Origin of the sequence: Psychrobacillus sp. NPDC096426, from assembly GCF_044762745.1 — a bacterium.
Classification (GTDB): Bacteria; Bacillota; Bacilli; order Bacillales_A; family Planococcaceae; genus Psychrobacillus.
On sequence record NZ_JBIWEX010000019.1, the window covers coordinates 74,840 to 95,536 of the forward strand.

Consider the following 20,697-nt stretch of genomic DNA (forward strand, 5'->3'; position numbering starts at 1 on the left):
TTTTTGATGTATAGTAAGCTATGTAACAAAGCTTACATTATTCCATAAACGGGGACGTTATGGATTCGACAGGGATAGTCTGAGCTTGAGTTGCGCGTCGGAGGCTCGGCTCCGCAAAAACGGACTTTATAATAACAGGCAAAACAAACAACAACTTAGCATTCGCAGCGTAAGCTCGGATCTGCTTTATCTATCCATCGCCCATGTGGCTAGGTAAAGCTCAACTTTAGTGGGATACGGTTGGCAGTGCCACTTGAGCTGTCAGCAAGAGATTTCCAAGTTAGCGTACATGACGCCCGCTTGTCGGCATAGTGCTACGCGAAACCTAAATAGGCAAGATACACGCGTAGAAGCTTAAGTGTTAGAGTTTCTGGACGCGGGTTCAAATCCCGCCGTCTCCATATAATATACTGCTACAAATGTAGTGGTATCAACGGTTTTTACAAATAGGGAGTTTGAACGGTTGTTGAACTAGGGAGGAAACTCCCTAATAAACTCCCTAACGAATTTGCGACAATTGACCTTCTAATTTATTAAAATTAGGAGGTTTTTTGTATGGGTAGAAAACATGGTATTTTTTCCATTCAATCAGAAGAAGTTATCATCTCTACAAAGAAAAAAACAGTCAAAAGAAACGGTATAACTATCCCGCAAGCATTAGAAAGCATTTATCAGCAAATGCGAATCGCAGGAAACCGAATTAGAACAATTGAAAGCTATGATTATATTTTTAATCAGTTTGTACAGTACAATAAACTGGAATACGTAGAGGATATTACAGCTGATAGCATTTACGAATACTTAGGTTCATTAAATGTCGCTCAACAGACGAAATTAATACGTCTCAAATCGATTAAGGCTGTTTTAAGTAAATTTCATAATAACGGTTGGTTGAAACAAAAGTTCTGGAGTACAATTCATATCAAAATTGATAAGCAAATTAAAAAAGGTGCAAAAGCAAATGATATTGAAAAGCTTATAGAACTTATTGACCAAAATACGTTCATTGGCTTTAGAGATACAGTAGCTATTCTGACAATGTATAAGACAGGTATACGTATCCAAACATTAGGCGAGTTGAAAGAGAGACATATTGACTACGAAAACCTTTCCTTAAACCTTGACGGCTCAATTTTGAAGAATCATAAGTTCTTAAAACTGCCAATCGACCAAGAATTAGCTGACCTTTATAAAGTGTTGATTAAGCAAAATGATAAGATACGTAGTTACTACAATACGGAGAATACAAATATCATCATTACTCAGAATGGCTTACCGATTAATAATAGTAAAACGTCTAATAACGCTATTTCTAAACAGCTAAATAAATATTCGAAACGATTCGGCTTAGAAGACATCAATGCACATGCAATACGCAGAGGGTATGCTAAGAGGTTACTTGAAGCAGGAGCAAGCATTGCAATAATATCAAAAGCACTTGGTCATGCCGATTTAGGCGTAACAACGCAATATTTAGATTTGGATGTTGAAGAGGTAGCATTAAGCTTGCGGGACTACCTGTAAAGTTTAAATGAATTTAATAGCTACTGTGTTAGTTGCAGAAGTCAAAGGAATCTAAAACAACTAGAACTCAAAAATGAAAAGAATCCAGTCATTTAACTGATTGGGTTCTTTTTTGTATTCTATTGCTCGTATTGTCTTGTAGGAGCAGTAAAAAATAAAACAAGCCCGTCTGTTATTAAGTCTACCCTTTAGAGGACGGGGGTGCGTTTACAGGAAAGGCGCTAGCCACATAAGTGCTACTCTCTAGAACTGTTACAGTCACAAAAGGGGAACAAAATAAATTTACGATACGATAGAGAAAAAATTCAATAGTACATACTTTTATTGTTGTTATTAATAATAATCTATGTACTATAAAATAAAATACTTTACTTAACATTAAGTTAAGTATATAATCGAAATATAAACAATCAATTGGAGGATAATAAAATGACAAACAACTTAAAACAGATAAGGAAAATTAAAGGGATAACACAAAAAGAATTGGCTGATAATCTGAGCGTAAGCAAAGCAATGATAAGTATGTGGGAAAGTAATCCTAATGAGAAAATTCCACAGTCAAGAATAAACCAGATTGTTCAATTTCTTAAAGTGGATGAAAAAGTACTGTTTGAAAAGGAAATAGATGTAGAAGCAATAGAGCGAGAAGTTAAAAAGGATAAACTAGATGATTTGATAGATAAATACGCCAAAGATATAGAACTTGAAAATCTACAGCGCCTAAAGGAAATGGAACAACATCATTTAGGTTTATCAAATGAGATAAACGAAATGTTCAATGAACCAGACAAGTTAGAAAAAGTTAAACGGATTAGTCAAATATTAAATAATGAACAGATTGAATCGGTATTTGACCAAAATATAAGACCATTTGCATTAAATTCTATACTCGATAACTTCCTTACGTTAATGGAAGAAAAGAGTCCAATTAAACTAAAGCTCTTGTTTGTGGTTGTTGAATACTTAATGTTACTAGATGAAAATAATAGTATTGATGGTCAAAAAGCATTGTTAAGTGAGTATGAAGATTACTTTATAGAGTTAGAAAAAATACTAAAAAATTAATAACAAAGGGAATGTTTTATAAAAAATATGAAACCACAAATGGCTAAGAAGGTAAAGATTGAACAACAAATATCAAAGTTTATAAATGCTATACATGGAGATTATCCTTTTGAAATAAGGATTATGTCAAAGGATAAATACAACACAATGAGAAGTATTTTGTTTACAAAGGATTCTATATATATTAATAATCAAAGCAAAAAGAAAACTAAAATAGCGGAACATACAGCATCAAACTTAGGTGAAGTGCTGGAGTTAGAATACTTTTATTCTCAAGGCGGGGAAGTCTTTCTTACAGTTAATTCACCTAACATCGAATTGATGGACTCTTGTTTTACTTCTGACGAGCATATTATAAATGGTGGAATTATTAATAGTCATTTTATAGATATAGATGCACCTAAAGAAATAAAAGAAAATGAGTTGAATTTGAAAATATGGAAAAAACAGGTCAAAGATAAACTACTTGCATTTTCTTTAAGACCTTCCATGGTTGTTGACACCAAAAATGGCTATCATGTTTATTGGTTATTAGAGAATGGAAACCATCAATTATTTAGACAAGTTCAAATGCAATTAATTCATTATTTTGATGGGGATAAGAAATGTATAAATGAGAGTAGGATTTTAAGATTACCAGGATTTCAACATAGAAAAGACCCTAAACATCCATATCCAGTCACCTTAAAAATATTTGAACCCGATAGTAGATATAGTCAAGAACAGTTAATGAATGCATTACCAAAACTAGAAGAAGAAACAATGAATAAAATTTTATCGAGTACTATAAAATCAGAACCAATCCTCATGTTCTGGCATACAACAATGCGTACTAATTTTACTGCCATACTGCTTAGTATAATTAATTTTCTCTAATGAAGTATGGAAAAAGATTCTAGAGTAGAGGCTTTTTGTAAGGATATTATAAAAATTGCCGATGAAAACAAAACAGAAAGAATTTTTGTACCGGTATTTAAAGATATTAAAGAGGAAGTAGAAGGATACTTAGAAAACTATATAGATTCTGGACAAATAGAAGTCGCTTCTTATGGTTCTACAAAAGGAAGTAATGCATTCAATGATTGCAGCATTGTAGTTTTGGGTGGAATTCTTCATAAGACAGAGGACTTTTATATTGGCAAGTCTTTAGCAAATATGGAGAGTAATAGGAAAGATATACTTGATATCAATTGCAATAAGTATGGTAAAACACGAAGATTTAATGATTCCAAAATTGAGAAGGTTAAACTTTTAGATATGGTTGTAGACTATACACAAGAAATTATGCGTAGTAGTCAAAGAAATATTTCAAAGAATATTAATGGCAAGGTTTATGTCTTTCATTATGATGAAATCCTATTAGGATTATTACAGTCGATGTTTTCTGAGAGTATAGTCGAGAAATGGATACCTCAACATATTATTGAAACGAATATAAATCAGAAAAAAAACAATAAAAACGTTAAAGCTATTTGTGAATATCTAAAAAAACATACTGAAAAAGAAATATACTTTTCAGAAATTCTAGAAAAAGTAGGATTAAAAAAGCAATTATTTAGCAATACATTAAAAAATCCATCCCTACAAGCATTTCTTGAGGTCAATAAATATGTAGAGAAAAGAAATGGAAGAAAAAAACTTTTTGTGAAAATTGAAAAATAATCGATAGTACATAGTTTCTTAGTTTATTTATTTAATAGAAAACTATGTACTATTTTTAAAGTAACAAAAGAGCAGAATTACTTTAAGTGAAAATGTACAATTAAATAACCATATAACTCATTGCTCGGTAACTGACATGTGCTTCTATATAAATTACTTGAAAATTTTTGTTTTTCATAACTTTTTATTCTGAAAGATTTATAATAGGTAATATAAATTATTTACTATATGTTTATTCTATAAGATGGAGGTAGTATAAATGAAAATTAATCATGTTCGTATAAGAGAAGCGTGGGGTCTAAAAGATTTACTAATTAAATTTGATAAGCCTTCAGAAGAGTATTTCAAAAAATCTAATATCTCAATAATAGTTGGTGAGAACGGAACAGGTAAGACATCAATTCTTAGATTATTATCATATGCGTTTTTTCCAGAAATGAATGAAAAACAAGAGTTGTACCCTCAATTTCATATTAATTATGAAATTAATGAAAAAGAATATGAAATAGGTGCTTTGGGTAATGAATCTAGGAGTATAAGTAGACCAAAAAAGGTTATAGTTTCCTCATATGCAGTTTTTGAAGCTTTTAAAGTGAATTATAAAAAAGGTAATAAAGTAAACAATTATGTAGGTGAGTATGCTGGTACTGAGTATTACTACTGTGGACCGACAGTTAAGGGAGGAATTTCTAGCTTAAAGGAAGCGATACCAACAATAATTAAGTCATTTTATAATGCTAAAGAAAATAAGAAACTTAGTGAATCTATAAATCAATTAATGTCAGTAATCGGATATAGTGGTTATCCTTTTATTGAAATCTCTTTACCTAGGTTAAATCATAGTAGAATGAGAAAAATGGACTACAGCGATGAAGATATTTTGTTATTACAAGAGAAATCCTTTATATTGAAAAATGAAATTAAGTACCGTAGTCTTAAACCTTTAGGTGGGGGGAAATATTTAATCTCTCCAGAGGCAGTAGATGACAATTTCTTAGAGATGTTACTGGAATTAGATGAATCTGAATTTTTCAGTAAAATATTTATTGATTTAATTTTTCGAAGAGAAGGAGAAAATGTTCATTTTTCACAAATGAGTTCTGGAGAATTGACAATGTTTTTTAGATTCTTTCCTTTAATCGATAAAATTTGTGACGATTGTGTTGTTTTAATAGATGAACCAGAAACACATTTGCATCCAAAATGGATTAAAAATTATATTAACCTGTTAGTAAAATTATTCGGAAATTTTAATGTTCATTTTATTATTGCTACTCATTCTCCACTTATTGCTTCGGATGTACCTAAAGAATGTATTATTGGACTTAAGAGAATTAATAATAACTTAATCAAACAATACAATATCCATGAAAAAACCTTGGGAGGAGAGACAGGGGATATCTTACAGGATGTATTTAATTTAGAGGAGTATGGTGGAGAATTTACTAAGTCTAAAAAAGAGAAAATAAAGCAGCTCTTAATTGACTCTAAAATAAATGAAGCATTAAATTTATATGATGATTTAAGTTTAAATTCGGATAAATATAAATTTTTTGATGAAATAGTACATCTATTGCCAGATATCGGGAAGGAATAAGAAAATATGTGGAAAGTTGAGATAAAAAAAATTCATAAATTATACGAGTTTACTGATGATTTCATAAAAGATATGTTTAATTGGACCTTGGTCAATAAGGGGATTTCGCTAACAGGCGTTCAAGAATCTATACATATTAAAAGATTATATGATTTTGCTAATGAATGCCCAAGTTTAAAGAAGCACATGTACGAGTTAGCTCAATGTAGTGATATAGAAGAAGTTTTTAAAATGTATATAGAGCTTACTGAGAATTATGAAGCTATATTGAAGAGAAAATTTGAGCCGACAATAATTTTAAATGAAGAAACTACTAAGACGGTTAGAAAAGCATTTGAATATTTCTATAATGAAGCTTTAGATTTAAAATCATTTTGGGCTAACTATAAGAGTGGAGAGTATAAAAGTAAAAATGACTTCAGAAACGAAATAGGTGCAGTGAGACATAGATGTCCATATTGTGATATACAGAGAACTACTGTTGCTGATTTTACTAATACTGACCATTTCTTGCCAATATCCAATTATCCGTTTTTAGGAGTAATGTGGAAAAATCTCATCGTTTCATGTATAGCCTGTAATACGGCAATAAAAAATAATGTAATTAATTTACCGATTCTCCATCCATTCTTTGATAGCATACATGACGAACTATTCTTTACATTTACTATGGGAACAAAGACCATTGAAATTAATGCCATAGATAATGGCTTTGGAAAAGAAGCTGCTGAAAATTTTTACAAACTATTTCACCTAGATAAGAATTACCCAAAGTTGTGGGATGTAATTGAAAGGGAAGAGAAAGATATTATACGAGAAGCTAGTAGATATATTAAAAAACAGAGTGAAATAGAAATTAACAAAGGGTATCAAGAAGTTATTGAAATTATTGATGACAGGCAAAGAAATATTTATTCACAAAGAGCAATTGGTGAATGTACTAAATTAAAACTTGATTTTTATAAGTTTTACAAAGATTACAGTAAATCAAAAATGAAAAAATTTATGCTACTAGAACAATATGGAAAAGAAGTATTTGAAGAACAGGAAGTATAATTTAAATAGAATAGTATTATTATTGATTGTCTACTGTATTATATTTTGCAAGCTTTGATGAAAGAGTATAGTATAAGGGGTTCCTGCGTGAATAGTTGGAACAACTGCTTACAAGTATTGCATCAATAAAAACAACATACTAAATTGCAACCAGAGTGTCCTTTAGGGCATTCTGTTTTTTTTATAGTCTTATAAAAACATGAATACTTTATTTAGCACTTGGTTATAATAATTTGTTTAGGCAAAAATGTATAAAATCCAAACTCCTTGTCTATAAATATAAAAACTATTAGCAAGGAGAGGATTAGATGTTGATATTTCCACAATCCATCAAAATTAAATGGCATCAGCGATATAGGAATTACTATGAAATGAGGGGGTACATATTTACAGCTTATAGAGATGAGTTTGAGGTAAATGTTGTTGACCTACCTATAAGTAGTAATAAGAAGGTATGGGTTTATTGTGATTATTGTTATATAAAAGTACAAAAAAAATTTCAATGTTATATAAAACAAAAAGAAAAGTCAATAATAAAGAAGGATTGTTGTTATGATTGTAGACCTATAAAAACCAGAGAAAGCAACAAAATGAATTATGGAGTTGAAAGTACAAATCAGTTACATCAGACAATAGAAAAAAGAAATAATACAAACATTAAGACGTACGGTGGAGAAAATGTAATGGCAAGTGAGAGGGTAAGGGAAAAGGTAGCGCAAACAAATATTCAAAGATATGGTTTTAAAACTCCTGCACAAAATGAAATAGTTAAAGCGAAAATAAAAAACACAAACATTCTTAAATATGGATTTGTTAGCCCGACACAGAATGAGGAAATCAGAATAAAACAACTAACTAAAATGCTTGAAAAATATAATGTTGAGTATGGAATGCAAAGTGAGGAAATATTGAATAAAGCTAGAAATACTTTGTATGAGAATGGAAATGCTCCGATAAGCCGTCAACAGCGATATATATGGCAGATAACTGGGGGAGAGATAAATTACCCATTCAAGAATTATTCTTTAGATATTGCAATAGCTGATAAGAAGATATATATTGAGTGTGATTTTGGTGGGCATTGGCTTCAAATAAAACTAGGGAATAAAACAGAGGAAGAATTTAAATCAGATGAGCGTAAAAGGTACTATTCATTATATAGAAACGATTGGAAGTCTGTTCGAATAATATCTAAATCGGATAAAGTCCCAAGTCGAGAAAAAGTACACGAAATAATAGAAGTTGCTTATTATTATCTTCTAAGTGGACATAGTTGGATAAACTTTGATTTAGATAAAAGTATGGTAATTTGTAGCGATTATAAAGGAAGATACGATTTTGGAACATTATTTTATCCTTATCAACTTGAGTTATAATGTGAGTATTGATGAATATCAGTTTTTTTATACTAATTTAAAATGAGGAATAGTAAACTATGTACTAATGAATAACAGGGAAGATAATCTATTAAAATGATTATCTTCCCTATTTATATGCTACAAAGTAATGTTGTTTTGCTAGAAAAACTGGTGGTTCAACGAGTACTTAACCTCAGTAATGCTTAAATGAATGAGTAATATTTATTGAAAAAATTTTAGGTATTGCAATTATTGAAGAAGGACAAGTTTATAAATCAACATACTTTAGGTTGATATGAAGGTCTTTTAGGTATACACGGACTTTTAGTCATATTTATATCTAGAAATAAGTTCTTATAAATACATAGGAAATCCTCAATCTGTAAAGGTGTAAGACAGTGTAACTCTTTGGGTAGCTCACTTAAATATAAAAACCTTCTTCCTTTTATTTTATCTCCTAGCAGATTTTTTGCTCCAGTTCTTGTTCCACAATGAAGATATACTTTGTCAGGAAGTATGTTAAAACAAATACCTAATCTAGTAGCTACATCATAACTAGTTAATGGGCCAATCCCCTTGATTCTTCTACATAGTTTAAGGTAGTCTTCAAACTTTCTAATCCCTTTAATTGATTCGAAATTCTTTATTAAATGTTTTTCTAATTCTAATTTTGCTGATTTCGTTATTCGACGTTGATGCGAATGAGTTTTCCCCTCTGAGGTAATTGCCCAAGCTATCCTATTTATTAGCTCTTTTGGATTCTCTTTATAGATAGAATAATGTTGTAATTCTAATTGTTGTCGATGTTCAGTTCTAATAAAGTCTTCCACAAGGTATTCCAAATAATTCAATTATGCCACCTCCCTACTGTAATTATTATATGAAAAATATTGGTGAATTATGCAATTGAAATTTTCTGAGCTATATGCTTTGTTTTGACTTTATATTTAGTCAATGAAATCACAATTTCGTTTAGTATGAAAATATTCAAATATCCAATTTAAATTTAAGGAGTAGTAGAACAGTCCTTACATAGGCCTGTTCTACTACATTAATGGGAGTTTTAATTATACGTTACTGTAACATGAAGACATATGGCTCTATACAAAACAACCTTCCAAAAAAATTTTCCGTGTGTCTTTTGGTGTATGAGTAAAATCATATTTTAGCCTATCAATCTAATTAATTGTCGTATTTTGTTATAAAGAGTGATAGTATTTGATTATAAACTTACTGTTAGGATGGATAAATGTGGTGAATTTAAATAGAGAAAGCGTGATTGAAAGAGCATTTGATAAATCAACAACAAAACAAGTGATTGCGTATCTTAAATCTAAAAAACCGGGATGGGTGAGGGATAAAAAAAAGCAAAAAAATAAAACTGATTTAAAAGTAGACTTTTTATCTCTAAGTCAAATATTAAATGAAAAAGATATTAACGATTTGGTAGTAATGTCAGTAATGAAAAAAAATAGAGGCTTGCCAGCATACACATATAAAACTAGTAATTTAGGAAAATTGAAAGACAAAAGTTTACAAGAAATGAAAGATGTTTTTGTAAAGTCTTATTCACAGGGTGGAGGTTATGAAGTAGTATTAAACGACATTGAGTATTCAGATGAGAAATATAATTTATATACACATGTTAAAGAATATGAAACTTCTTGGAAAACAGGTGTTCAAGATGTAGGCTCAATATCGGCTGTCTATAATTGTAAGATTATTATTGACGTAAAAGAAAGTGTAGTTTCTATTGAAGTTGGTGATGACCATATTGAAGGGATAATTGTGAAATTCTTGGGTTCTAGACTGGGCTTGCCAATAGTACCTTATACAATAACAGTATTTAATGCTGTACACTCGGATAGTGCTAGTGAAAAAACTATGCTTATATTTGATTATATATATAATAGGCTACCATTAAAAGGTATTAGTTCTAGTTTTAATGATGTTAAGTTTGCTATAAACAGTACAACTCAAACTGGTGGTGTAAAAGGTGTCACTATTCATGGTAATGATATTATAAGCTCAGATGAAGCATGTAAATATATTACTCTTGCAAATGATATAATTTCCTTTAAAACAACTTCACTTTATAAAGGTTCAAAAGTGACAGTACAGTTTACCTTAAAAGGCAAACAATTTGACAAGTTGAAAATTACAGTTATGGACAATATGTCGGAAACATTAAAACAAGAAATTATGGGAAATTTACAGACTGAATATATTTTAATGTGTAAACAAGGTATTAAAGATATGGCTAAGACTAGATTAATATTGCAGCCAATTTACGAGAGCTTTATTAATAAAGCGAGCATCAGTTAATCCAATCTCTTATAAAAGTGGGTGAGAAAAATGCTATTAAATAGAGATAGTATTTATTATTTTTATGAAGGTAGTATAGATTGGGAAAATATTATTAATCAAAATGAAGAATATTTATCTATTATTTATAAAACCACCAATGATGTAGTTAATGTGAATATTGAATGGATGGATTCAATTAGAGTTAAAGATAAAATCGTAGCAAAAAATAAGAAACAATTGAAATTATTAGTTTATGAAAGCAGTAAAACAATATGTATTTTTAGTAGTTCTGAAAGTCATATTGCTTTTGCAATAGCACAATTAAATAATTATTTTCAGATATCAATACAAAAAGTGAAATTATTTGAATTATATCAAAATTTTTTTATTAAATCATTAGTAAAAAATACATTTAAATTAACGAGCTTAGATATTTTTAGGGCATCAGCAGAATCCTTTATTAATATTTCAGTTCAAGAAATTAAACAACATGAATTATTAACAGTTTTAACTAATCAAACTAAAGCATTAGTAATACTTCACGAGGATAAAGATATATATTTTGTAATAGATTCAAATTCAATAGTTTCTTTTTTTGATACGGAGGAAAGCCTAGGGATTTATGATGTCTGCAAAAGGATAGTGAAGGATATTGTATAAGTATAAGTGGTGGTCTACTTCGTTAATATTGATTCCATTTATCTCGATACTCGTATTGCTACTGAGGTCAAACGGAATTCAAACATTTTTTGCATCTAATCAACTAGAAGAGTCAATAAAAAATTCAGTTGGGATAGTAGGATGGATTTTCGGTGGAATTATGTCCTTACTCGGATTTCTCACTATTTTTATTGCATTTACATATGAAAATAAACTATTAAAAGCTTCAAAAATTAAGCAACAGCTTTTACGTCCCTATGCATTAAATTTATCTGAAATTATAAATAAATTAAGTGAGTATAGTTTGTATACAAGAAGAGACTTTATAATAAACATTATCTATTGGATTTTTTTAATTGTTTCAAGTAGTTCAGTAATAATATGGGGAATAATAATTGCATTTTATACAAACTTTGACTTTTCATTATCTGTAATTAATCAGAATAAAGTAATAAACTATGTGCTACTTCTTTTGTGGATATTATTCACACTGTTTCTTTTATCTATCTTAGTAATGATAAATTTTATAAGATTTAATAAAGACCCACTAGCAGAAGGCTATCTATTGGATGGATTTGAATTATCTGATATTGAATCACTAAAGAGAAATAAAGCGGATTTACAGGAACTATACTATAAGATAACTCCTACATTAATCTTAATGAAAAATCCAAATTATTTACCAGACAAGATTTCATATAAGCTAGAATTAAGTATACATTTCCCTGTTAAACTTTTAAATATAAGATTTGTAGTTGTGTTATATAAACAACAAAGTGACGATATTTCTATTAGAGTATTTGGAGTATTGAAAAACCTAAATAAATTGGGTGAAAGTTTTTCCACAATCATTGCTGATGACATAAATATCATTGGTGATTCTATAAACGAAAAAACAACTGGTGTAATTAAATTTTACGATAGAGAAGATAATTTAATTAGTTTACTAAAACTTAAAGTTGAAGAAAATGAAGAAGGAATGTCAATAAAGGCTTCAGAAAAAGTGGATTTAAATTTAATAACAAGAGATGTTGATTACAAGGATATTGAAAAAAGAGATGAAGAATTTATAGACTACACTATTTGAGTATTTGAAGAGATTTGAGAATATCTTTTCAAATATTTTTTTGTGCGAGGAAGTTAAATAAGTCTACAAATATAAAAATAAATTAGTGGAGAGGCTACATTAAATTTATTGAATTCATTGAGAAGTGGTATTTATCTAATAAAATGTGAAAGAACGGCTTTGTAATAAGTTCAGCACTTCAAAACGCTGCATCTGTAGCTGCATTATTCTTAACGACAGAAGCATTAGTAGCAGCTCATACCTCAGATTTATTTTCTTTAATATGTGTAACGCCTAAGATAGTTGAACTGAATGCAAGGTGCAGTTTAGAGAAGAGATTGCAGATATATTTATGAATTAAGTTAAAAAACTAAAAGCGATAATTAACATGCAGATTACTTTTCAAATTCATAGGTATAATTTTTTATATTCGAATTACCTCCATTTATATCTTAATATTCCAAATAATTATATCGTTTTTATTATTTAAAGCTTTCTTTAATTTAATGGCGGCTATATAAAAAAAGGAGCAGGGGATAACTTTGAAGAAAATAACAGGTTATATAGTATCTTATTTTACCATGTTAATAATGCTGTGTTTATTTATAAGTGTAGTAGTAGATTTTTATCAGCAGGAGCTAAATTTATTTAATATACTATTTATAGTGATTTTTGGATTAATGGGGTATGCAGTTTTTTATGTTATGATTTATCCTCTAATGAAATGGAATAGATATCTTAAAAAGATACATAAATTATTCGTTTTTCCAATAATGATACTTGCATTGATAATGAGATATTATATGAACGTAGGAGCAGGGTTATTGTTTTTAATGTTTTATATATTACCTACAGCTATGATTGTTCAATTTGTTCCAAACTCTTTTGAAATGAAGATGGGCCTAATATATATTGTGAATGTACTTGCAGTTGTTATTTTTACATATAAAGCAGAATGGGTGATAAAGCTCATCGAATATACTTTTGATAAATTTCAACCAAGAATTTTTAATAAATTTGCTAAGAAGGTTAATTATCGAATTGTGACCTATGGTATGATGATTGGAATTTATGTCTTGTATAATTTTAATCTGTTTTCAAATAACATTATGCAATTTAAAATCGATTTAGATATAACTCTAATTAAAGAGGTTTTTGTAACATTTATTGCCATAGATTCATTAATTCAAATCTTAAAAGGTAGAAATGATAATGTTAAGGGTGAGGAGCAGAAGAGTGAAAATATTAGGTGGTAAAATTGCTTGGAAATAAAGCTATAACATACTAGGTGCTGTATGACATTATTTCTAAGCCGTTTGAGTGGGGAATAATATATGATGGAGTTGTTATAGAGAACTTAATATTTTAATTTTTCATTAAATGAGATATACTTATTCTTAGAAGGTCTTTGAACCAAGTTCGTAAATATGTAATACACCCTTGCGAGTAAAACCTTAAAATAGAAATGTATGAAAACGGTGTAAACCCTTGAAACTATGAAGTCGGCATAGTGCTACGCGAAACCTAAATAGGCAAGATACACGCGTAGAAGCTTAAGTGTTAGAGTTTCTGGACGCGGGTTCAAATCCCGCCGTCTCCATACTATGATTTCATTGGAAATCAAACAGTGTGTGACTTTAAGTATATCTTTGCCGTTATGGCAAGGAAATACTTAATTTTATTTTAGGCAAGATTATACTTAAAACTATATAAATCATTATAATTTTTTAGTGATTAAATATTGATTATCTCGAAGAGCTGATAAGAACTAAAACGATGTTGGGGGCTGTGAAATAAAGCATAAACCTTCCGTTTGGAAAGTTTATGCTTTATTTATTGTGGTGGGAAACTTATGCTTTATTATTTGTTAGATAATAATTTACTTAACTAATTTGATTGCAAACATAACATAAAATGATAAGGATAAGAAACGTTTTTTGATCGAAGCATCATTAATGTAGATAGTGTAACTCTTTTATAAATAAGGTAACTCTGAATATAGTTTTTCTGATTGAGCTAATAGGACTGTTGACATAAGTAGGATTAACGCAAAAACGACTGAAAATCGGCAAAAAGAAGGAATAAAGGAAGAAAAAGTTGATTTTGAACCATTTGAACCTAAAAAAGGTTTGGAGAGAATTGATGGAACAAATAGGAGCATTGATTCTAGATCAATGCTCTTTTTGTTGACCTTATTGTATGAATGGGTGCTTTCGTCAATTAGTGCAATGTCTTTTTTAGGCGTTGCTCCTTTTACATTTAAAAGTACTTCTGATAATACTCTTTCCTTAACCTTCCGCTTAACTGAGCGTATATCTTGGTGGTTTCACTTTTCTCATTGCCCATGAGACTTTGTATGACCTCAATAGGAGCTCCATTATTCAACAAATGAGTTGCGTAACTGTGTCGTAGTTGGTGTGGATGAATCGATTTATTGATTTCAGCACGGTTGGAAATTCGCTTGATAATGTATCGCATTTGGGCGACACTCATTTTATGTGGCTGTCTTGCGGTCACAAAGATTGCAGGATTATGGTCATTCCGGTTTTCCATATAACGTTTAAGCCATATGTCGCAACATGTATTAAAATAAACTTCTCTTTCCTTATCACCTTTTCCTCTAACAATTGCGGATTGATTGGACCAATTTATATGGTTCTTTTCTAGCGCGACTATTTCTCCAATTCGACAACCAGTGGAAAACATGAATTCAAAAATCGCTTTTTCCATGGGGGAATGACAGGATTCACGAAGGTGTTCAATCTCCCGTTCGGTTAAATACTTGGGTATCCGTTTGCCTACTTTGGGTTCTTTTATTTTCGAAGTTGGATTCTTACTCAGGTATCCTTCTTCATGAGACCAACGAAAAAATGATTTCAAAAAGCGGATACGATGTGCAAGACTGGCTGGTTTTAAATGCTTGCCGGATATTGCAAGATACTCCTTTAGTTGATTTGAATCCAGCAATTCTATCTCTACATCCTTAAAATAACCAATAAGTAGCAAAGACTGTAACTGGTAGGCCTTCAATGTCTGTGGCGAAAAGCCCTCTATTCGTTTATCCATTTCAAACGAAGCCCATGCTTTTGTCAGTAGCAATTTCATTCCCCCTTAAAATAGTAATACTAAAAGGATTATTGCCAACTTAATAGAATTATAGACATAGGATGTGTTATTACTTTCGCAGCAGGTTAGTTGAACAGCAAAAATGGTCTTTTGGGAAAAGTAAGTTACTAAACTGCTGATATATGGGGGACAAATAATGATATATGTTATAAGACACGGATATATCATTTCGAATAACTCATTTGAATATGTGAAATATTTCACTTAAACTAACGAAGCAGGTGTGCGGCCGAGCCTAGGTCGTATCATATAGCGGGTGGGATTCCCGCCGAGAAAGAACTAGCCATTCACTCGTAGCGAGTCTTGGAGGGCTAATGGTAACATTAGCCTTTAAGCGTAGACAGTTAGGTGACGGGCCGAAAGCCAAATGGTTGAAGGGATTGAGCCCCATAATGTTAGTAAATCGAGAGGGTTGATGCCTTACCTGCGGCAGAAAACTACATTTTATTCTTCGTTAAAGGCAAGAAGGATGAAACCTCTCTGGGGTCAGAGACCTTGGCACGTCACACATGGATATGATACGGCAACTCGGGAGACCCTAACGGTCTCTTCTTAATTGAAGAGTATGGTGTACAAGTGATAATAAGCAAGGAAACCAAATGCCGTTTAGGGAGTCGGATAGCAGCGTAGTACCAATGAAGTTGGGTAATGCCGATGGAGGAAAGGCTGCTACCAAGTTATTACCCTTACTAGGGACACATTTACTACACGCGGAGGTAGGAATACTAAATGGAAACAAAACTATTAAGGATAGCAGAATTAGCAAAATCTGATCCGAAAATGAAATTTACATCTATTGTACATTTACTAAATAAAGAATCTCTAGTTCAATGTCATCTTGAATTACCTAATAAGAAGGCAACGGGGATTAATGGCACAACTAAAGAGCAATACAGTGAAACACTAGAGGAAAATATAGAGGATTTAGTAAGTAGGCTTAAAAGTAAAAGTTATCATCCTGTTCCCGTAAGGAGAATGTATATTCCTAAGCTAAACTCCAACAAGAAAAGACCCTTGGGGATACCGGAACACGAAGATAAGATTGTACAGAAAGGCATTACAAAAATACTAAATGCCATCTATGAAAATGATTTTCTAGACTGCTCTTTTGGGTTCCGCCCAAATCGCAACTGCCACGATGCTTTGAAAATATTAAATCATTATATTGAAAAGAAATCAGTAAATTATATAGTAGATGTAGATATTAAAGGCTTCTTTGACAACGTTGACCACATATGGATGATGGAGTTCTTAAAACTGCGAATTGCTGACCCTAACTTACTAAGAATAATTGGTAGGTTTCTTAAAGGTGGATACATGGAGGAAGGAAAGAAATACAAGACAGATAAAGGCACACCGCAAGGTGGAGTCATATCTCCGGTCCTTGCCAATCTGTACCTCCATTATGTCCTGGACCTGTGGTTTGAGAAGGAAGTTAGAAAACAGTGTAAAGGAGAAGCATACATAGTTAGATATGCAGATGATTTTGTTTGTTGCTTCCAATATAAGAGCGAAGCTCAGGAATTCTTTCAATCATTGAAGCTGAGATTACAGAAGTTTAACTTAGAAATAGCGGAGGATAAAACCAAAATTATTCCCTTCGGGAGATTTGCGGAGAAAGATGCAAAACTAAAGGGAAATGGGAAACCTGACACCTTTGATTTCCTAGGTTTTACACACTATTGTGGAAAGAGTAAAACTGGATACTTTCGTGTGAAACGGAAATCAAGCAGGAAAAAGCTACAGGGTAAACTAAAGGAATCGAAGGAATGGATAAAGAAGAACCGAAATAATGATATTCATATGATTATGGATAGATTTAAACGCTCACTCGTAGGTTATTACAACTACTATTGCATTATGGATAACACTCCAAGTGTTCAACAATTTAAAGACAAAATCCAATATTTACTATTTAAATGGCTCAACAGACGAAGTCAAAGAAAATCCTTTACTTGGGATAAATTCAATCTCTTTCTTCATAAATATCCTTTACCTTCACCAAGAATTAAGGTGAATATATACGACTTAAGAAAAGAGATTAGCTATATTTTGTGAATGATGACTTGGAGGAGCCGTGTGCGTAAATAGCGCAAGCACGGTTCTGTGAGGGGAGAGGAACACAATCTACCGCAAGGTAGAGAGGTTCCCTTCTACTCGACTAGTTGAACAGTGTTATTTAACTTGTATTTAACAATCGAGCCAGATTGTTAATTAAAGGTTAGTATAAAAACCTTTGTTTTATGGATAATAACCATACAAGGGGTGATGACATGAATTATTTACGAATAATTATTTACATGTGTATTTTTGGGGTTTTTATATACTCTCAAATATCATTTGCTGAAACAGATGATGAAGTTCCCTTTTTAATTAACAATGGTAAATGTCCAGATTCACAAAAATTAGGACGTGCAGATTCAGATAAAGGTCTTATAAATGCATTGAATACAATCATTCCTGAGGTTTATAAAGAAGATAATTATAAAGGTTGGAAAATAGAAACCATAGCACATTTTTCAAAGTCATCGCATCTAGAGGATTATTATGCAATGGCTAAAAATTATTGCGGAGAAGAAATAGCTGATAATTCTTGGTTTGTGGAAGTACTGTTTCCACAGTATTTACCGGCATATGACGCATCACACAGACAAATTTTTGTGACCAAAGACAAACAAGGGCAATGGTTTGTTTGGTTTAGATTTCACTAACCTTTTCCTATTCAACTCCCATGAAAATTAAAATCTTCGATTTTGAGAAAAAGGCAATACGAAATCAGACGCAGCTCATATATTTTTTAAAAAAGTGCAGCGCCTAAATGAGAATCAAATTATGGGTTGGATTAGGAGGCAGTTGGTTCAGTGATTGTAACGTTGTAACCTAAGTTTTCAAGTCTTCGAACAGAATATCGTACAATCGATTGTTCTTTTTGCTTGTCAAAGTAATCTTCTCCTAAATCTACGTACATCTCTTTGCGGGTTAAGAGATAATAGGAGATTCTTAAAATGGCATGAGCGACAGTTACTCCTGCACGCTTTTTACCTTTTCGGGATGCAGTACGTCTATACAATGCTCCTAGATATGTTTTGGAACCTTTGACAGAATGAGCGGCTTCTATTAAAGCAGATTTCAAATATTTATTTCCTTTTTTCATGTTGGTTGCTTTTCGCTTACCGGCACTCTCATTATGTCCAGGTGTTAATCCTGCCCAGGAACATAAGTGAGCCGCACTGGAAAATTGTTTCTCCACATCAGTTCCGACTTCAGCTATAATCTGTTCCGCCATACGAGTGGCAATGCCAGGGATAGAATCCAACCGTTCAATATCTTCTTGATGGGAGGATAATCTAGTAGCCACCTCTTGGTTTAGCAGTTCAACCTGCTCAGATAAAAAATCAATATGAGTTAGAATGGTTTTGATCATTAACCGTTGATGTTGATTGATATACCCACGAAGAGCGAGTTCAAGTTCAGTCTTTTTTTTCTTCATGGATCGTCGAGCTAAACTTGCTAACTTTTCTGGATCATCTTCGCCATCAGCGATAGCACGAAGCATATCAAGAGCTGAAACTCCCATGATGTCGGAGACAACGGAGCCTAGTTTGCTATTCGCTCCTTCTAAAACCTTTTGAATCCGATTATGTTGTCTAGCACGCTCTTCAATAATACTTCGGCGATATCGAACTAACTCTCGTAGTTCTCGCTGATTTCTGTCTGGGATGAAACTTGCTTTGAGTAGACCATGACGAAGAAGTTTGGCAATCCATTCGGCATCCTTCACATCGGTCTTGCGACCTGGTACTGCTTTCATATGTTGAGCATTGACTACTAAAAACTCAATACTCTCCGCTTCTAATAGATTAACAATGGGCTTCCAAAATACACCAGTACTTTCCATTGCTACGTGAGTACAACCATGCTCCTTAATCCAGTCAATTAACTGTAATAGAAATACAGTTTTAGTGGAAAACGTTTGGATCTCCTTCCCTTTCGGTGTCATAATACATGCAGTTATGGAATCTTTATGGACGTCCATTCCACATGCGCGCTCAATGATTACTTCCATTGTAATCATCCTTTCTACGGCAAATAGTATTGGAGGCTGGTGCAATAACCAGAGTAGGATTAATCTCCCATGAGTGCTTCCCGTAAGGGAGCGACAGTCTGTGATGCACCGTGGTCGTTGGAGTCAGACTAACGGAAGGGCTCTATGGCACCATAGTTCATCGACCTTCTTCTCCCAGCCGTAGAATCAGTATAGACGGATTTTCACCATTTTCATTCTCTGTGGTGAAGCGCTGATTTTGCGCTGCATGGATGGCTAACGGGTGCTTTACTTCAAGAAGTAGTAAAGCCTTTTTCTTGGTGAACTAGAGCGGCAGATTAGTTGGAAGAAGGAATGATTGTAACTGAAGAGGACAAACTAAACCTAATATAATTTAGGGTGATGAAATTGGATAAAGGTAAACCTCTTCTATTGATTTTATTTAGTATATTAATTTGTGGGTTGTATTATGGAACGGTAAATGCAAAAGTGAACGATACTACTCCTTCCTTTGAGGAAAAAATTATTGAAAGTAAACAACTCACTCCTTTAGAAAGCCAATTAATGTCTTTTATAAATGGTTTGATGGTAGGCGAACCAAAACAAGCCGTTGAATTGTGGATATTAGGCGTAAATAATCGAAGTGGTGCTGTTCAATATGCGATGTTGTCCCCTTCGCTTCGAAAACAATCAAGGAGTAAATTTGAGCAAACTCACTGGAGAACAGGTCAGTCAAGCCCTTCGGTTAGGAACTTTCGTTTTACAAAAGTAGAAAAGCTTAGCGAATCCAAAATGCGGTATACCGTTAAATATGATTTATGGGCATCATATGGAGATTTTGGTGGTGGGGAGAAGATTATAATCGTGGAAAAGAATTTAGAACCATTTAAAGAGTATTGGTTTACTTCATCAATAACAACGAAATTTAATCCATGGGAAGCATTTACCCCAGCCGAGACAGTTTTAAAATGAAAACATTGCAGTTAACAATCAAATAAAGGGCAAAGTTTGTGAATAAATGTACTTAAACTCCCATGAAAATTAGTTCTTCAAGAAAAGAAAAATGACAATACTTAAGAAAACCCCTACTTAATCGTTAAAAAAAGAGGAGAGCGTGAATAAGTCTATGGATTACAGTTGACTGGATTAAGGTCAGTATCAGTATTGACACTTCCTACCCATTTTCATTCTCTGTGGTGCAGCATTTTTTGTGCTGCATGGATGGCTAACG

Annotated in this window: 17 protein-coding genes, 1 other RNA gene and 1 pseudogene; 16 read left to right on the forward strand and 3 right to left on the reverse strand. The window is 32.0% G+C overall.

Annotation, left to right across the window (positions count from 1 at the left end):
- The first annotated feature begins 50 nt into the window (after nucleotides 1-50).
- The 8 genes from ssrA (at nucleotide 51) to ACIQYS_RS15835 (ending at nucleotide 8,280) form a co-directional block, all read left to right on the forward strand.
- Nucleotides 51-404, forward strand: a transfer-messenger RNA (tmRNA) gene (gene ssrA, locus ACIQYS_RS15800).
- A 151-nt stretch (nucleotides 405-555) separates the two neighbouring features.
- Complete coding sequence (locus tag ACIQYS_RS15805; RefSeq protein WP_402981993.1) at nucleotides 556-1,524, forward strand: tyrosine-type recombinase/integrase; 969 nt, start codon at nucleotides 556-558, stop codon at nucleotides 1,522-1,524.
- Between the two features lie 429 nt (nucleotides 1,525-1,953).
- Entirely contained in the window at nucleotides 1,954-2,589 is a 636-nt protein-coding gene (locus tag ACIQYS_RS15810) for a helix-turn-helix domain-containing protein (protein WP_402981995.1), read from the forward strand.
- Between the two features lie 39 nt (nucleotides 2,590-2,628).
- Nucleotides 2,629-3,465, forward strand: coding sequence for a DNA-primase RepB domain-containing protein (locus ACIQYS_RS15815; RefSeq protein ID WP_402981997.1), 837 nt, complete (start codon nucleotides 2,629-2,631; stop codon nucleotides 3,463-3,465).
- Between the two features lie 6 nt (nucleotides 3,466-3,471).
- Nucleotides 3,472-4,251 carry a hypothetical protein gene (locus ACIQYS_RS15820; protein ID WP_402982000.1) on the forward strand — a complete coding sequence of 260 codons (780 nt, stop codon included), beginning with the start codon at nucleotides 3,472-3,474 and terminating at the stop codon, nucleotides 4,249-4,251.
- A 259-nt stretch (nucleotides 4,252-4,510) separates the two neighbouring features.
- Entirely contained in the window at nucleotides 4,511-5,848 is a 1,338-nt protein-coding gene (locus ACIQYS_RS15825; protein WP_402982002.1) for an AAA family ATPase, read from the forward strand.
- 6 nt (nucleotides 5,849-5,854) lie between these two features.
- Nucleotides 5,855-6,904 carry an HNH endonuclease family protein gene (locus ACIQYS_RS15830; RefSeq protein ID WP_402982004.1) on the forward strand — a complete coding sequence of 350 codons (1,050 nt, stop codon included), beginning with the start codon at nucleotides 5,855-5,857 and terminating at the stop codon, nucleotides 6,902-6,904.
- A 308-nt stretch (nucleotides 6,905-7,212) separates the two neighbouring features.
- Entirely contained in the window at nucleotides 7,213-8,280 is a 1,068-nt protein-coding gene (locus ACIQYS_RS15835) for a DUF7487 domain-containing protein (protein WP_402982007.1), read from the forward strand.
- 257 nt (nucleotides 8,281-8,537) lie between these two features.
- On the opposite strand, the gene ACIQYS_RS15840 is transcribed toward ACIQYS_RS15835, so the two are convergent.
- Nucleotides 8,538-9,113: a hypothetical protein gene (locus ACIQYS_RS15840; RefSeq protein ID WP_402982009.1), complete on the reverse strand. Its 576-nt coding sequence runs from the start codon at nucleotides 9,111-9,113 to the stop codon at nucleotides 8,538-8,540.
- 400 nt (nucleotides 9,114-9,513) lie between these two features.
- Here ACIQYS_RS15840 and ACIQYS_RS15845 point away from each other — a divergent pair, with 400 nt between their 5' ends.
- From ACIQYS_RS15845 to ACIQYS_RS15865, 5 genes and pseudogenes are all read left to right on the forward strand, one after another.
- The gene (locus ACIQYS_RS15845; RefSeq protein ID WP_402982012.1) at nucleotides 9,514-10,587 is read left to right on the forward strand and encodes a hypothetical protein; all 1,074 of its coding nucleotides are present in this window, start codon (nucleotides 9,514-9,516) and stop codon (nucleotides 10,585-10,587) included.
- A gap of 30 nt (nucleotides 10,588-10,617) precedes the next feature.
- On the forward strand, nucleotides 10,618-11,229 hold the full coding sequence (locus tag ACIQYS_RS15850) for a hypothetical protein (protein ID WP_402982014.1): 612 nt from the start codon (nucleotides 10,618-10,620) through the stop codon (nucleotides 11,227-11,229).
- On the forward strand, nucleotides 11,222-12,316 hold the full coding sequence (locus ACIQYS_RS15855; protein ID WP_402982016.1) for a hypothetical protein: 1,095 nt from the start codon (nucleotides 11,222-11,224) through the stop codon (nucleotides 12,314-12,316). The genes ACIQYS_RS15850 and ACIQYS_RS15855 overlap by 8 nt, the downstream gene beginning before the upstream one ends.
- Nucleotides 12,317-12,477: 161 nt before the next feature.
- Nucleotides 12,478-12,651 (forward strand): annotated as a pseudogene (locus ACIQYS_RS15860) (hypothetical protein); the annotation flags it as partial.
- 186 nt (nucleotides 12,652-12,837) lie between these two features.
- Nucleotides 12,838-13,551 (forward strand): hypothetical protein, encoded by a 714-nt coding sequence (locus ACIQYS_RS15865; RefSeq protein WP_402982019.1) that lies wholly within the window; start codon nucleotides 12,838-12,840, stop codon nucleotides 13,549-13,551.
- A gap of 1,003 nt (nucleotides 13,552-14,554) precedes the next feature.
- Here ACIQYS_RS15865 and ACIQYS_RS15870 read toward each other — a convergent pair.
- The gene (locus tag ACIQYS_RS15870) at nucleotides 14,555-15,394 is read right to left on the reverse strand and encodes a tyrosine-type recombinase/integrase (protein WP_402982021.1); all 840 of its coding nucleotides are present in this window, start codon (nucleotides 15,392-15,394) and stop codon (nucleotides 14,555-14,557) included.
- 756 nt (nucleotides 15,395-16,150) lie between these two features.
- On the opposite strand from ACIQYS_RS15870, the gene ltrA reads away from it, so the two are divergent.
- Together ltrA and ACIQYS_RS15880 are read left to right on the forward strand one after the other, a co-directional pair.
- Nucleotides 16,151-17,479 carry a group II intron reverse transcriptase/maturase gene (ltrA, locus tag ACIQYS_RS15875; RefSeq protein WP_402982024.1) on the forward strand — a complete coding sequence of 443 codons (1,329 nt, stop codon included), beginning with the start codon at nucleotides 16,151-16,153 and terminating at the stop codon, nucleotides 17,477-17,479.
- A 215-nt stretch (nucleotides 17,480-17,694) separates the two neighbouring features.
- Nucleotides 17,695-18,132 (forward strand): hypothetical protein, encoded by a 438-nt coding sequence (locus tag ACIQYS_RS15880; RefSeq protein ID WP_402982026.1) that lies wholly within the window; start codon nucleotides 17,695-17,697, stop codon nucleotides 18,130-18,132.
- Between the two features lie 131 nt (nucleotides 18,133-18,263).
- Here the strand turns inward: ACIQYS_RS15880 and ACIQYS_RS15885 are convergent, their stop codons facing one another.
- Nucleotides 18,264-19,487 carry an IS110 family RNA-guided transposase gene (locus tag ACIQYS_RS15885; protein WP_402982029.1) on the reverse strand — a complete coding sequence of 408 codons (1,224 nt, stop codon included), beginning with the start codon at nucleotides 19,485-19,487 and terminating at the stop codon, nucleotides 18,264-18,266.
- Nucleotides 19,488-19,868: 381 nt separating this feature from the next.
- Between ACIQYS_RS15885 and ACIQYS_RS15890 the strand changes: the two genes are divergently transcribed.
- Entirely contained in the window at nucleotides 19,869-20,438 is a 570-nt protein-coding gene (locus tag ACIQYS_RS15890) for a hypothetical protein (RefSeq protein WP_402982031.1), read from the forward strand.
- Nucleotides 20,439-20,697: the final 259 nt, after the last annotated feature.